Raw genomic sequence first — 14,722 nt, forward strand, 5'->3', positions numbered from 1 at the left:
TTACATCTCTAGTCTTTATTGTCCAGAAAGGCGATCAATTCGGGTAGGTGGCGCTCCAGCCCTTGGAAGGCGTGATCGCCACCGGGCTCAACGGTTTGTCGCGCGCCGCGGTATTTTTCCACCGCCTGTCGGTAATCCAGGGTTTCATCCCCGGTCTGCACCAGTAACCAGTAGTTTTCCGGCCGACTGGGCCGGGGGACATCCATCGCTTTGATTTGCGCCAAATGCCGGGCCTCAAGGCGGTAGCTATCATCGGTGTGATAGCCCTTCAGGTCAACCTCAAGGTAATCGGGCATAAAGTCCCAGGGACGGACCGAGGGATTGATCAGCACAGTGCGCAAGTCGTACCGCTCGGACAGCCAAGTGGCCCAAAAGCCGCCCAGAGAACTGCCCATTAGGTAGATGCGCTCGCCACTCAGCCCATTGACCAGGGTTTCCAGTTGTTGGCGCGTGCGATCAGGGTAAGGCGTGAGGTGCGGGCACACATAGGTAATATCCGGGCGCTCTCGTGCCAGCCAGTCGGCCACCTGGCGCGCTTTATGGGATCGGGGAGAGCTGAGAAAACCGTGCAGATAGATCAGTACAGCCATGGGTCTCGTGTCCAGGCCAAGTGCAGCCTGCTGAAAACTAACGGCTAATAGCCGGCGGATTGGAAGTCAATGTCGTAGGTCTTTCCGGTAACACGGGAAATACCGGACTCGAGCGTACCATCGGGGTGCAGATCGAACCAGCGATAACCGGGCATAGTAAAGTCCACGGCGAAACTATCGCTGTTGGGCTTGAACTGGACGCTGGTGGCGGGCGTGGCATACAGCTGAACGCCGTTGCGCTCACTGTGGAACGCTTGGTGGACATGCCCCCAAGTCACGGCCTTGACCTGGGGATGCCGCTCAATCAGCGCAAAAAAAGCGTCCGCGTTGCGAAGGATGTATTGGTCAATCCACTCACTGCCGACCGCGATGGGTTGGTGATGCAGGGCGATCATAGTGGGCTGATCGGGATGGGCTTTAAGGGTGTTTTCGAGGAACGTCAGCTCGGCCTCGGCCAAGTCCCCGTAGGTTTCTCCGGGTACGCTGGAATCGAGTAGAACCAGTTGCCAAGCCCCAAGATTCATCAAGCGGGACTCGGGGAGATACTTGTGCTCAAGCCTGGCCATGAGTTCGGCCGAGTCGTGGTTTCCGGGCAACCAGCCCATGGGCGCGGCGAAAAAGCTCCGCACACAGTCCAGAAACCGGCCATAGCAGGCTGCGTGAGAGTCACTGGCGATATCACCGGTGCACACCAAGGCGTCAAACGCTGGCTGTTCATCCGCAATTAACTGCAGAACATCGATCAAGCTCTGATCCGTATTCAGCCCCAACAACATGTCGTTGCTGTCGGGGCCCAAATGGCTATCAGTGATCTGGATCAGCCGCACAGTGCGCTCGTTGGTGGGTGGCTGTGACAAATTCATTTTGGCTCCTTCCTCGCTGCCGTTGCCCTGATCATCTGTGCCGGGCACCGCAAAATACGCAGCTCTTGGCAGGAGAATAACGACAAGCGGAAGGCCGTGCAAGGCATTCGCCGTGTCGGTTTTTTTTACCTTCCGACTTTTTCCAAGCTGTGGCCGCACTGCAAACACACGCTCAACCACTCGCCCAGGAAACGGTTGAGCTGCGCTTTTTCGTCAGACTGGTACATGGCCCGGTTGGGGTAGTCATAGCGTGGCTGCAGCCGCCGATGGTGCTCCCAGGTTAGCACTTCCGCCAGGCGCGCGTCGTGGTACAGGCGCACAGTTAGCTTAGGTGCTTTGAGCCAACTACCTTCGCTGTCTCCACGGGCCACCTGGGTAATTTGCACACTGGTGGTGTACCTGGAGCGCTCGAGCACTTGGATGCGGGTATGGTGTAAGTTATCCCCCGCCAACACGGTAAATTGCCAGCGCTCCGTATAGGTAACTCCCGGCATCAGCTTGCGCAGGCGCCAGTAGTTCGCTTCGCACTCCGCCTGCTGCCGGGGGAGATCTACCTTATAACGGGGTTTTGACATCAATTGGGGTCTCGATAATAGGGAGGGGCTACCTCTGTACTGCTTACATTTGAGTCTTGACCAGCCGCGCCCATTAGTCAATTTTCCAAGGGGAGACTGTGCGCGACTCGTCAATTCAACTCTGCTGCTCCGCCAGCAGCCGGGGCCGATTGATTTGCAGCCACTGCAGGCACAGCAGTACGGCGGCGTTATTGATTCGGTCGCCATACAAGTCCGCTAAAACCGGTTCAGCGGGCAGAACATGGACCTTGATGTCCTCGTGCTCCTCGTCCAGCCCATGTACACCCCCAGCCTGGCTCAGATCCGCAATACCGCAATAGAGGTACATGATCTCATTGCTACCACCGGGGCTGGGCAGGTACCGGCAAATGTACTCCAGCCGGCCCGGCTCCACTCCAGATTCCTCTACCGCTTCGCGGCGCGCCACATCTTCCGGGGACTCCCCGGCTTCCACCATGCCCGCGACCACTTCCATACACCAGGGGCCGCCCGGTTCATCCAAGGCACCTGCACGGAACTGTTCGACCAGCCCGAGCAGATCCCGTTCCGGATCGTAGAGCAGAAGGCCGACCGCTTCCCCACGTAAGAAGAGTTCCCGGGAAAGTGGCCCAGCCCAGCCACCATCGAATTTGCGGTGCCGCAAGGTGACTTTTTCCGCGCGGAAAAAACCCTCATAAAGGGTTTCCCGCTTCGTCACCTCCACATCACCGCTGCCCAGTTGCGGGCTTTTCCAGTCCGTTTTTTTCATGTGTGCGGCCTTCACCGATCAAGCGTTAAACCTTGCGGTAAATCTCCGCACCCTGCTCGCGAAACTCACGGGCTTTTTCCTGCATCTCCGCTTCCACGTCAATCATTCTCACCGCTTCTTCGCCACCATCCAGCTTGGTGCCATTGGCGGCGGCGTATTCGCGCACTTCCTGGGAGATTTTCATGGAGCAAAATTTCGGCCCGCACATGGAGCAGAAGTGAGCCACTTTGGCAGACTCTTTCGGCAAGGTTTCATCGTGGTATGAACGCGCGGTGTCGGGGTCCAGACCAAGGTTAAATTGATCTTCCCAGCGGAACTCGAAGCGCGCCTTGGACAGAGCATTGTCACGAAGCTGCGCTCCCGGATGACCTTTGGCCAAGTCCGCGGCGTGGGCGGCAATTTTATAGGTGATGATGCCCTCTTTTACATCGTCTTTATTGGGCAAGCCCAGGTGTTCTTTGGGCGTAACGTAGCAAAGCATGGCGCAGCCGTACCAACCGATCATGGCCGCACCGATACCGGAGGTAATGTGGTCGTAGCCGGGGGCGATGTCTGTGGTCAAAGGCCCCAGGGTGTAGAAAGGTGCTTCTCCACACTCCGTCAGCTGTTTGTCCATGTTTTCCTTGATCATTTGCATGGGCACGTGGCCGGGCCCTTCAATCATGCACTGAACATCGTGCTTCCAGGCAATTTGCGTCAACTCGCCCAAGGTTTCCAGCTCACCAAACTGAGCTTCGTCATTGGCATCGGCGATGGAGCCGGGGCGCAGGCCGTCGCCCAGGGAAAAGGCCACATCGTAGGCCTTCATGATTTCGCAGATCTCCTCGAAATGGGTGTAGAGGAAGCTTTCTTTGTGGTGAGCCAAACACCATTTAGCCATGATGGAGCCGCCCCGGGACACGATGCCCGTAACGCGCTTAGCGGTCAGCGGTACGTAACGCAGGAGCACACCCGCGTGGATGGTAAAGTAATCCACGCCTTGCTCGGCCTGTTCAATCAGCGTATCGCGGAAAATTTCCCAGGTCAGATCCTCGGCCACGCCGTCCACTTTTTCCAATGCCTGGTAAATGGGCACAGTGCCGATGGGGACATGGGAGTTGCGAATAATCCACTCGCGGGTTTCGTGAATGTTTTTGCCCGTGGACAGATCCATAATGGTATCCGCACCCCAGCGGGTACCCCAGGTCAGTTTCTCCACTTCTTCCTCAATGGAAGAGCCGAGAGCCGAGTTACCAATGTTGCCGTTAATCTTTACCAGAAAGTTACGGCCGATGATCATCGGCTCGGATTCGGGGTGGTTAATATTGTTGGGGATAATAGCGCGGCCGCGAGCCACTTCGCTGCGCACAAATTCCGGGGTAATTTCATCGGGGATATTGGCACCGAAGCTCATACCGGGGTGCTGTTGATCCAGCGTGCCCTCTTCTCGGGCCTGAGCCAATGCCATGTTTTCGCGAATGGCGATGTATTCCATTTCCGGCGTGATGATGCCCTGTTTGGCGTAGTGCATTTGCGAGACGTTTTGCCCCGGCTTGGCGCGACGCGGCTGCCGGGTTAAGTTGAAGCGCAGGTGCGACAGCTTAGGATCGTGCAGACGCTCGTTGGTAAAGTTGGAGCTGGTGCCGTCGAGCAGTTCAGTATCCCCCCGCTCTTCGATCCAAGCCGAGCGCAGATCGGGAAGCCCGCGGCGCAAATCAATGTCGGCGGCTGGATCGGTGTAAGGGCCGGAGGTGTCGTAAACGCGCAGCGGCGCGTTCTTCTCGCCACCGAATTCAGTGGGGGTATCGGCCAGGGAAATTTCCCGCATGGGGACCCGCAGGTCCGGGCGACTGCCCGTTATGTAAATTTTGCGCGAACCGGTAAACGGCTGCACCGAGGCCTGATCCACCTGGGCGGATTCACTGAGGATTTTCTGAGCGTTATCGGGCGGTGTCATGGCATTGGTCCTTAAAACGAAAAAAAAGAATTGAGAGTAAAAACGTTTGAGAAACACTCGTCAGAGAGCATTCCGGTAAAAATGGTCAACGGGGCTGGCGCCACTGCCCAGGCTGCGCTGAGCGCCGGCCAGCAAAGCGCCCTGCAAATAATCTTTGGCTTCTTCCACTGCTAGCGGTAGGGCCAATCCTTTCGCCAACCCGGCGGCAATCGCCGCGGCGAGGGTACAACCCGTGCCGTGGGTATTGCGGGTGTTCACGCGGGGTCGGCTGAAGTGATCCAGGCCAGCGTCGCTCAGGAGTAGATCGTCCGCCTCAGGGCCCTGATCATGGCCACCCTTTAGCAATACCGCTTGCGGCCCTAAAGCCAACAAACGCTCGGCTTGGCGCGCCCGCTGCTGCTGGTTTTGGGCGGGCGACTCGCCCAGCAAAGCGGCCGCCTCCAGCAGGTTGGGGGTAATCAGCGTGGCGCGAGGTAGCAATTCGTGGATCAACACCTCCACCGCCGCCTCCTCCAGCAGACGATCACCGCTGGTGGCCAACATTACCGGGTCCACAACCAGTGGCAGCGGGTAAGCGCTGTCGTAAGTGCTGACCAGAGCCTGAATCACCTCAGCATTGGCCAGCATGCCGGTCTTGATGACGGCCACTGGCATATCCGAGAGTACCGAGTGCATTTGCGCCGCCACAAAGTCCGCCGCCACGGGAAAGACGCCCTGAACGCCACAAGTGTTTTGAGCGGTCAGTGACGTAATGGCGCTGCAGCCGTAAACGCCAAGCGCCGCAAACGTTTTGAGGTCAGCCTGAATGCCGGCGCCGGCGCCGCTATCGCTACCCGCGACAGTGAGGGCAATGGGGACGGACTGGGGGCTGAACGAGGGCTTGGCAATAGGTGCCACGAGGCGCTCCATATAAGGGGCGCAGGGCAACGTGTACCGAGGGAGCGGGCCCAAAGCCCGCTAGCAGAAGTAAACTCGATTCGCTCGTTCCCTACGCCGGTACTAACCGGATCAGGTTATGCGGGTATCTCTCAGCTCTGATCAACAAAGCACCCCGACAAGACAGTGCGGGTTCGTCGCTCCAATGAGGCGATAAACCACTGAAGGCAGTCTAGTGAAGTCGCCTCGGGCTGTAAAGGAGGGCCGCGCGCCAACGCAGCTCATTCAATACCATGGCGACGTGTAAAGAACCGTTACACTTTTTAACAGGATATGATTCTGGCAAGCCTCGACCTGACGGGGCCAAGTGGTTAAACTCGTGCCGTTTCCCACCGCTGAACCAAGCCACCATAGGACGGTTAAACAGGACCTTTCATGAAAAAGCTAATACTTTCACTTACAGCCAGCCTCGTGATGTTCGGCTCGGTATCCGCCAGCGCTGAATCACTGCTGGATATTTACCAGCTCGCTCTGGAAAATGATGCGCAACTAAAAGCGGATGAGGCGGCCTACCAGGCCGGACTGGAGATGCGGGCGATCAACCGCGCAGGTTTGCTGCCACAAGTGAACGCCTCCGCCGAGTACAGCACCGGTGAGACCGACCGGACCGACTATACCAACCCGGAAGGCAGCTTCTCATCCGAAAACTCCTCTACCGGCTGGTCCATCACCTTAAACCAGCCGCTGTTCAATATGGCGTCCTGGTATAACTACCGCAGCGGCAGAACCTTGAGTGAACGAGCGGAAGCTGAATTTGCCGCCGCACAACAAGATTTAATTCTGCGCGTGGCCGAGGCCTACTTTAACGTCCTGCGCGCCACCGATAACCTGGAAACGGCCCAGGCGGAAGAGAAGGCCCTTAAGCAGCAATTGGAACAGACCCGCCAGCGCTACGAAGTGGGTTTGACCGCCATCACCGAAGTGCACGAAGCGCAATCCGTTTTTGACAGCGCCAGCGCGGCCGCTTTACAAGCACGCGGCAACCTGGGCATCGCCTATGAGGCTCTGGAAGTGCTCACGGGCCGCAGCCATGACCACATTGCCCCGCTGTCGGAAGACTTCTCCGTCACGGCCCCGGTCCCCGCTGATCGGCACGAATGGGTGGAATTTGCCCTGCAGAACAACTACAACCTGAAGGCCGCACGCCTGACCCGCGAAGCTTCTCACCAAAACGCTCGGGCCGCGAGTGCGCAGCATCTGCCCACCTTGACCGGTACCGCCCGCTACAGCAGTCAGAGAGGTGAAGGCACACAGTATCTCGGCGAACCCCGCTTCAGCGACGCGGAGACCGAAGGCCACACCTTCGGAGTGACCCTAAACGTACCTCTGTACGCCGGCGGTCGCACCTCAGCGCAACGTCGTCAAGCGCACGCCGAACACATGGTAAGCCAGGAGCAACTGAACGTAACCCAGCGCAACATTATTCAAACCACGCGCGCGTTGCACCTTTCAGTGGATATCGGCGTATCTCAAGTTCAGGCCAGACGTCAGGCCATTATCTCCAGCGAAAGCGCTCTGGAAGCCACTCAAGCCGGCTACGAAGTGGGCACACGCAACCTGGTGGAAGTACTACTGGCACAGCGAGCTGTCTACCAAGCCCGTCGTGATTACGACAACGCCCTGTACGATTACATTATTAACAGCTTCGAACTGCGCCAAGTGGCGGGCATGCTGACTCCGGCAGACATTGAGCAAGTGGATGCCAACTTGCGCCACAACGCTTCCGTAAGCCAGAGCCGCTGGTAACCCCATGACGACGGCCTTTCCCAAGCGCGTGCGCCTGGTAGAGGTCGGCCCGCGTGACGGTTTGCAAAATCAGGCTCGGCGCCTAACGACCGGGCAGAAAATCCGACTCATCGAAGGGCTCGCTCAGGCGGGCCTGGACTACTTGGAAGCCGGCAGTTTTGTGAACCCCAAGTGGGTTCCGCAGATGGCAGACAGCGATCAAGTACTGCGCGGCTTGCACCGCCAGCCAGGCGTTACCTACGCCGCCCTCACCCCCAACCTCAAAGGTTTTGAACGTGCCCTGGATGCGGGCGCCACGGAAGTGGCCGTGTTTGCCGCTGCCTCCGAAGCCTTTAGCCAGAAGAACATCAACTGCAGCATCAGCGAAAGCCTCACGCGCTTTGAGCCGGTCATGGAAGCCGCACGCGCGGCCAATCTGCCGGTACGCGGCTATATTTCCTGCGTCGTGGGCTGCCCTTACAGTGGCGATGTGGCACCAGCGCAGGTGCACAGCCTCGCCGAGCAGTTGCTGGCCATGGGCTGCCGGGAGGTCTCCCTGGGAGACACCATCGGTGTCGGCACCGCCGGTCATGTGGACCGCTTGCTCAGCCAATTAACCAAAACCCTCGCGCCGAATGACTTGGCCGTGCACATGCACGATACCTACGGCCAAGCCCTGACCAATATTTATGTGTCTTTGGGCTGGGGCATATCGGTGGTGGACAGTGCCATCGCCGGGCTGGGGGGCTGCCCCTACGCGCCGGGCGCTGCGGGCAATGTGGCCACCGAAGACGTGGTTTATTTGCTCGACGGCCTGGGCATAGAGCACGGCACTAACCTGGAGCAATTAGTCGCTCTGGGGGAAGACATTTGCGCCCAACTGGGATGCCAAAACCAATCCCGAGTGGGACGCGCCTTGCATTCAATGGAGAATCAACCGTGAGCACCGTGGACACATCCGACTTAAAAACGGAACTCAATCTGGAAACCGCGCGCATTTCCTGGCGGGAGCTGGAGCGGTTTTTTGCTAACGGTAGCGCCCTGGCGGTGAGTCCAGGCCTGGACCTTTTGGACGTAGCCACCGCCATGGCGCAGGATCGGGCCCAGGAGGTCAATGACTGGCTGGAATCCGGGCAGTTAGGCCCAGTTTCCGATGATCAGGCGCTGAGTTGGCACCAGGACGATACTGAACTTTGGGCGCTGGTCATCAAACCCTGGGTACTGGTTCAAGAATCCCGGTAAGTTAGCGGCCTATCTCCTGCGTTCAGTTGGTGCGCAAAGCCCTTTCTATGCGCCATAGCGCGTCGATTATCCTTACAATCACCCCCTCCCTGCTCGGCACCCAAACTCCCAGGTCATTGATTTTACAGAGATTAGTATTTCTGGCGTGATTAATGCCTTATAGCCATTACTGGAGGGACTAGAGCGTTGGTCGGATAAAGGCCAGGGGTCCAGGACGACGGAAACAGGATATTCAACCCGAGCAAGGAGAGCTCTAACCACGGACGGACAACCGCCCCGTCTCACCGCCCCACTCCGGACGCGAAGGAAGGATTCTGTTGCTGCGCCAACCGTGCGTACCACCGCCCAGGGAAAGGGCGGCTTTTTCTTTTATCCACGTCGTTTATGCTGCCGTTCCCAGTTTTCCTGGCGTTTGCGTTCGCTTTTGCGTAACAAAACGTAAGTGGCACCCGTGCCACCGTGTGCCGGCAGGGCACTGTGAAATGCCATCACGTGCTGAAACTGCGGCAACCAGTGCGCGACACAACTCTTTAGCAATGCCGGATGGGCCCGGCCCAGACCTTTACCGTGAGTAATTAACGCGCAACGAATATCCTGTTCCATGCAATCTTCTACGAACTGATAAACGCTCCGACGTGCCTGGTCGACGGTCATGCGATGTAAATCCAGGCGGGCGTCCAAGGCGTACTTGCCCTGACGCAGCTTCCGGTAGACACCGTTTTGCACGCCCGAACGCTTGAACGCCAACACGTCCAAAGGATCCACGGGCGGCACATGATCACCGGAGAGGAAATTTTTTTCGCCGGCTTGCTCGGCCACGGCAGCGGCCCGCCGTTGCTCGTCACTGAGTGCGGATACGCGGTCTTTTTTCAGGGGGACGCGCTGCTCAGCCTTAATCGGCTTAACGTCGCGCATTTCACGCAAAAAGGCTTCCCGCTCATCCGAGTTCTGGTCGCTCATAACTCACCACTCATAGACTCATTCAGACAGAATTCATTATGCCTCAGACGGATACACACAGCGACGAACTGGCACGAGAAAAAGGGAGGCATAGGGGCGCTAGCACTGCTAAACTCTCGCTGAGTGAGAGCGCATTCAACGCGCCGTTAAGCCAGCTCGAACTGGGAAAGATCGACACCATGGGCAGTCACTACATCATCGCACTGGTAACACTTCTGCTAACCGTCCTGGGGGCGTTCGGTTGGGCTCTAGCGGTGTTTTACGGGGGCATCAGCATTCCCCCGGCCCAGGTGGACTGGCACGATGTCAGTCGCATGTTGATGCTTTGCCTGACCGCCTTCACCGTGCTGTGCATTGCCATCTTTTTGCCGGTCCGGCGCTCAATGGGCGTCAAACTGACATTGGGTTTCGGTTTGATTTTTATCGGTGCCTGGCAAGAGCTCCTGAATACTTTGATCATCAACCGCTGGGCACTGGTACTTTGGCTGGAGGTGGTCTGCTTTCCGGGTGGTCTACTAGCCGCTGGGTGGGGCCTTTATCAATTGGGAAGGCAGTACCGGCTCAACCGCCTTCTGCTGCAAAGCTACCATAAAGTCGAGCGCGAGCTGGCCACCATGGATCAACTCACGCAGCTGTACAACCGGCGCAGTTTTTTCGCCATCTGTTCCGATTTACTGGCCAACGCAGCGCCCTCCAAACCAGCCGCTGCCGTGGTGTGCTTGCGAATTCACAACCTGCCGGAAATAAACAAAAAATTAGGCTTCGCCGCTGGTGATGAGGTCCTGACGCAGGTGGCCAAATTGATCAGACGCCACACACGCTCCAAGGACATTAGCGCGCGCTTGGGAGCGCGCCGACTGGTGGTCTTCATGCCCGGCGCCAGCCTGCCCGAAGCCGAAGCACTGGCGCAACGCGTCGTGCAGCGCAGCGAGCACATGGTGGTGACCAACCCACAAGGGCGGGAAGTGCCTCTGCACGTGGAGGTGGTTTACTCACTCGCTGCCGCAGAGCCGGACGAAGAGCTAGAGCCGCTGTTGCGCCGCGCCGGCGCCGTGGCTTGCAACTAACCCCGACGCCCGCTTTGCAACCCGTTAACCGGTGTTGCGCATTCCCGCCGATATCCCCGCCATGGTTACCTTCAGTGCCCGCTCCAACTCTGGGCTAATATCCTTACCGCTGCGGTAACGCCTGAGCAGCTCGACCTGTAGGTAATTGAGCGGGTCCACGTAGGGCTTGCGCACTTCCAGCGCTTTTTGCAGCACCGGGTCGCCACTCAGCACCGCGTCTTGTTTTTTGATGCGGTTAATAAGCGCTTCCAGTTCTGCCAAATCCGTACGCAATTCGGCGCCGAGATTGTGCAGCTCGGGCGCGGCCAATTGCTTTTCATAATAACCGCTGATGTCACCATCCGATTTGCCAATAACCATTTCCAGCAAGTCGAGAAAACTGGAGAAGAACGGCCAGTTTTCGATCATGTCCTGCAGAGTGTCCGGCGCCTCTGTTAGGGCATACTCCAGCGCCTGACGGGTGCCCAACCAGGAGGGCAGGTTCAGGCGCACCTGCGTCCAGGCGAACACCCAGGGAATGGCGCGCAGACTTTCCACGCCACCTGACGCTTTACGCTTAGCGGGTCGGCTACCCAAAGCCAGGAGGTTAAGCTCCTGCTCCGGTGTCAGGCTGCGAAAGTAGGGTACGAAATCCGGATGGCCGCGCACCACTTTCCGATAGGCCTCCAGGCTCTGCCCCGCCATACCCTCAATCAGCGTCCGCCATTCCTCGGCTGGCGCCGCGTGGGGTGACAGGGTGGCGCGCAGGGTCGCCGCCACATAGGTAGAGAAGCTGGCAAAGGCGACTCGCGGCTGACCAAACTTGTAGCGAATCATTTCACCTTGTTCCGTCACGCGAATGCGACCCCGCACAGAACCCGGCGGCTGAGAAGCCATGGCTTTTTCTACCGGGCCGCCGCCGCGACCGACGGTACCACCGCGACCGTGGAACAAGACCAGCTGGATGCCGTGCTGCTCGCTCAGTTTCACGAGTTTTTCCTGCGCCTTATATTGGGCCCAGGTGGCGGCAAATTTACCCGCATCTTTGGCCGAATCGGAATAGCCGATCATCACCGTTTGGCAGCCGTCCGTGTACTCTTTGTACCAGGGCAGTTGCCAGAGGCGGCCCATCACTTCTGGTGCCCGGTCCAGGTCATCCAGAGTTTCGAACAGCGGAACAATGGGCATGGGCCAGCGCATACCGCACTCTTTGAGCAGCAAGGCTACAACGAGAACATCGGACGGTTGCTGGGCCATGGAGATAATGTAGTGGGACAGAATTTCCCGAGGCTCGGCGGCAATCACTCGGCAGGTCGCCAGAACCTCAGCGGTTTCCTCGCTCATGGGCCAGTCAACGGGCAACAGCGGTCGCTTGCTTTGCAGTTGTGCTAACAGGAAGTCCTGTCGCTCGTCTTCGCTCCAGTCTTTGTAGCTTCCCAGTTCCAGGTAAGTGGTCAGCTCGTCCATTACCTGAACGTGACGCTCGCCATCTTGCCGAATGTCCAGCGGCACCAGGTTGATGCCAAAACTGTGGATACGACGGATGGTGTCGATGAGCGGACCATTGGCAATGTGCGGCAGGCCGACCTCGCGCAGGGAACGGTAGCAGAGCATCAGCGGTTCAAGCAGGTCTTCCCGGCTCGTCACCACGCCTTCCGGTTGCACCATAACCTGACCTCGCAGGCGCGCTTCGGTCCACTCAAGGGTCAGTTGCAAGCGGCGGCGCAAATCCTGAAGTACTTCTCGGTAAGGTGTGGGGCTGTCGGGGCAACGGGCGCGCAGGTCGGCGCTCGCGTGGAGCATGCTAAGGTCATTGCCCAGACCGTGCACATCGCGTAGGTACAGTTCGGCGGCCATCCAGCGGCCCAGCAACAGAACTTCTTTGGTCACCTTGTGAGTAACGTTGGGGTTACCATCCCGGTCGCCGCCCATCCAGGAATAGAATTTCAGCGGTTGTAAGTCGATGGGCAGGCATTGGTCCAGGTGCCGGCAGCAGAGCCGATCCAGGTGCCGAATAAAGTCGGGCACGGCTTGCCACAAACTGTTTTCGATGACCGCAAAGCCCCATTTGGCTTCGTCCACGGCAGTGGGTCGCTCGCTGCGGATTTCGTCGGTGCTCCAGATCTCTTCCACCAACCGGTGCAGACGTCCGTGGTGTTTGTCCTGCTCATAGGCGAGCAGGTTTCCGCGTTTGCGGTCCACCAGGGTGTTGACCACTTGGTCATACTTGCGGATCAAGGTGCGGCGGGTCACTTCGGTGGGGTGGGCGGTCAGCACTAGGTCGATGCTGAGGTTGCGAATCACGGTTGCCAGTTCGTCCTTGCCGTAGGTGGCGGAGAAGTCCAGCAACATGGCTTTGAGTCCATCTTCCCGCTCGGCTTCGGCACTGGCGTAGTATTCCTGCTCGGCGATGTTGGCGAGGTTTAAGAACTGGTTGAAGGCCCGGACGATGGGCAGAATGTGCGCGTCATCCAACTGGCCCAGCATGTCCACCAGGGGCTCGGCGTCTTCTACTTCCTGTCCGGTTTTTCCCAACTGGCGAATTTCTTCGACTTTGTCGAACAGTGCCTGGCCTTCATGTTCTCTGATAGTGTCGCCGAGAAGATCTCCCAATAGACGGACGTTGTCGCGTAAGGTTTCCGGCAACTCAGACATATTCTCTCCCCTAGACTGCTACAGTTGTGGGCATTCTATCATCCAGAACGGGGGCCCGCTCCAAATTGATACGGATCAGTTTATCCACAGAACCTGTGTACAAGATTGTGAATCAACGCTTGGTAACCTCACCGAACTCAGCACTGGCCGGGCCTGGGCGCCACTGTTCAGTTTCTGCGCCTTATTCCCCCTGGCTCGTCGAAGTAGTGTTTTCGTCGAGGGTTTTGGTCCGAGGGCTAAGAGCTCTTTTCTGGCGGTGGATAGGGTTTGGCGATCTGCCTCCGGGACACGCCGTTGATACATCCATGTAGGCTCCGTTGCAGCATCCATGCTGCAAAGGGTCCCGGAGGCAGCTCCCCAAACCCTTGCGGGACGCTTGGGTGCCACTAAGCCTATCCAACTTCCTTATTTCCCGAGCCTTTCGAAGTGGCACAGCGGAGAGTGGGGTAGGTACTCCCGGACTGTCGCCGACAGGAAGTCGGCGTCAAGCCCCCATGGATGGGTTCACGGCGTGTCCGGGAGTACCTACCCCACTCGTAGCACTCGATCAAAACGCCCTCCCTTAATTCGCAGGTCAGGCCCAGGGCACCTTGGGCCACCAACGTACAAAAGTGGGTGCGACCGTTCGGGCGGTTTGGTAGGCTGACGCCCGGAACTTCTGACACAATAAAACAAGCAAAGGGAAAACTGTATGTATCGTTCACTCACGTTAAGTCTCGCCCTCACGCTCGCCGCCGCCACCCAAGCCGACGACATGGTATGGCGGGGTGACTTTAGCACCGGAGATCTGTCCCAGTGGGACAACCTGATCCATGCCCAGGGGCTCAGCGTCCAGGATAAATGCACCTATCGCGGGGATTGGGCGGGCAAAGTCACCATCACCGGGGATGAGGAATTTCTCTGGAACGGCCGTGAGGATCTCAACCGCACAGAATTCAAATACCAACCGGACGCTGAATACACCCGCGAGGGCGAAGACACCTACTTTGGCTGGAGTTTTTACCTGCCGGAAACACTGACTGAAAGTCGCCACGAGCTGGGCTACTGGGAATCGGATCAAAGCTGGCAGCAGATCTTTCGTTTCAATATTGTTGGCTCCACCTTCGGCTTTCAAGCCAGCCGCGCGCCCGAGCCGTTTTGGGAAGAAACTGACTTCGCCAGCGCTGGGGTTTGGCGCGATGTCGCCATGCACATCCACTGGTCAACCGATCCCGAGAAAGGCTTTGTGGACGTTTGGTTGGACGGAGAACCCAAAGGCCGCGAGTATTTTCAAACTCTAGCGAACGCCGAAGACCCGATGTTTGTCCAAATAGGGATTTTGCGTAACCAACAGCCAACTCCGGAAACCATATTGGTGGACAACGCACGCCACGGCCACTCTCTTGAAGCGGTGCTGGCGGACGTGAAGCCCAGCGAATCTGTTAGCTGTCCATAATCTGAACCACG

General features: G+C 58.1%; 13 protein-coding genes and 1 riboswitch. Of the genes, 5 read left to right on the plus strand and 8 right to left on the minus strand.

What is annotated here, in order from left to right; all coding sequences use genetic code 11:
• Positions 1-8 precede the first annotated feature (8 nt).
• The 6 genes from RBH33_RS07075 to thiD all read right to left on the minus strand — a co-directional run bounded on the left by RBH33_RS07075 (position 9) and on the right by thiD (position 5,609).
• Complete coding sequence (locus RBH33_RS07075; protein ID WP_306731455.1) at positions 9-590, minus strand: YqiA/YcfP family alpha/beta fold hydrolase; 582 nt, start codon at positions 588-590, stop codon at positions 9-11.
• Between the two features lie 44 nt (positions 591-634).
• The gene (gene cpdA / locus RBH33_RS07080) at positions 635-1,453 is read right to left on the minus strand and encodes a 3',5'-cyclic-AMP phosphodiesterase (RefSeq protein WP_306731456.1); all 819 of its coding nucleotides are present in this window, start codon (positions 1,451-1,453) and stop codon (positions 635-637) included.
• Between the two features lie 125 nt (positions 1,454-1,578).
• Positions 1,579-2,028, minus strand: coding sequence for a DUF1249 domain-containing protein (locus tag RBH33_RS07085; RefSeq protein ID WP_306731457.1), 450 nt, complete (start codon positions 2,026-2,028; stop codon positions 1,579-1,581).
• A 115-nt stretch (positions 2,029-2,143) separates the two neighbouring features.
• On the minus strand, positions 2,144-2,776 hold the full coding sequence (locus tag RBH33_RS07090) for an NUDIX domain-containing protein (RefSeq protein WP_306731458.1): 633 nt from the start codon (positions 2,774-2,776) through the stop codon (positions 2,144-2,146).
• Between the two features lie 25 nt (positions 2,777-2,801).
• Positions 2,802-4,712, minus strand: a complete 1,911-nt coding sequence (gene thiC, locus RBH33_RS07095) for a phosphomethylpyrimidine synthase ThiC (RefSeq protein WP_306731459.1) — start codon at positions 4,710-4,712, stop codon at positions 2,802-2,804.
• Between the two features lie 60 nt (positions 4,713-4,772).
• Positions 4,773-5,609 (minus strand): bifunctional hydroxymethylpyrimidine kinase/phosphomethylpyrimidine kinase, encoded by an 837-nt coding sequence (gene thiD / locus RBH33_RS07100; protein ID WP_306731460.1) that lies wholly within the window; start codon positions 5,607-5,609, stop codon positions 4,773-4,775.
• A gap of 71 nt (positions 5,610-5,680) precedes the next feature.
• Positions 5,681-5,776, minus strand: a riboswitch (TPP riboswitch).
• A gap of 247 nt (positions 5,777-6,023) precedes the next feature.
• On the opposite strand from thiD, the gene RBH33_RS07105 reads away from it, so the two are divergent.
• The 3 genes from RBH33_RS07105 to RBH33_RS07115 are packed head-to-tail and all read left to right on the plus strand — an operon-like array spanning position 6,024 to position 8,615.
• A complete protein-coding gene (locus tag RBH33_RS07105) occupies positions 6,024-7,394 on the plus strand; it encodes a TolC family outer membrane protein (RefSeq protein ID WP_306731461.1) in 1,371 nt (456 codons plus the stop codon).
• Between the two features lie 4 nt (positions 7,395-7,398).
• Positions 7,399-8,316, plus strand: coding sequence for a hydroxymethylglutaryl-CoA lyase (locus RBH33_RS07110; protein WP_306731462.1), 918 nt, complete (start codon positions 7,399-7,401; stop codon positions 8,314-8,316).
• Positions 8,313-8,615, plus strand: coding sequence for a DUF2288 domain-containing protein (locus tag RBH33_RS07115; RefSeq protein WP_306731463.1), 303 nt, complete (start codon positions 8,313-8,315; stop codon positions 8,613-8,615). The genes RBH33_RS07110 and RBH33_RS07115 overlap by 4 nt, the downstream gene beginning before the upstream one ends.
• A 369-nt stretch (positions 8,616-8,984) precedes the next feature.
• On the opposite strand, the gene smrA is transcribed toward RBH33_RS07115, so the two are convergent.
• On the minus strand, positions 8,985-9,575 hold the full coding sequence (smrA, locus tag RBH33_RS07120; protein ID WP_306731464.1) for a DNA endonuclease SmrA: 591 nt from the start codon (positions 9,573-9,575) through the stop codon (positions 8,985-8,987).
• 38 nt (positions 9,576-9,613) lie between these two features.
• Here smrA and RBH33_RS07125 point away from each other — a divergent pair, with 38 nt between their 5' ends.
• A complete protein-coding gene (locus RBH33_RS07125) occupies positions 9,614-10,642 on the plus strand; it encodes a GGDEF domain-containing protein (protein WP_306731465.1) in 1,029 nt (342 codons plus the stop codon).
• Positions 10,643-10,666: 24 nt separating this feature from the next.
• Here RBH33_RS07125 and ppc read toward each other — a convergent pair whose 3' ends face one another.
• A complete protein-coding gene (gene ppc / locus RBH33_RS07130; RefSeq protein WP_306731466.1) occupies positions 10,667-13,276 on the minus strand; it encodes a phosphoenolpyruvate carboxylase in 2,610 nt (869 codons plus the stop codon).
• A gap of 691 nt (positions 13,277-13,967) precedes the next feature.
• On the opposite strand from ppc, the gene RBH33_RS07135 reads away from it, so the two are divergent.
• Positions 13,968-14,711 carry a polysaccharide lyase family 20 protein gene (locus RBH33_RS07135; protein WP_306731467.1) on the plus strand — a complete coding sequence of 248 codons (744 nt, stop codon included), beginning with the start codon at positions 13,968-13,970 and terminating at the stop codon, positions 14,709-14,711.
• Positions 14,712-14,722 lie beyond the last annotated feature (11 nt).

The sequence above is a fragment of the Marinimicrobium hydrolyticum genome (assembly GCF_030848505.1).
Classification (GTDB): Bacteria; Pseudomonadota; Gammaproteobacteria; order Pseudomonadales; family Cellvibrionaceae; genus JAVDDU01.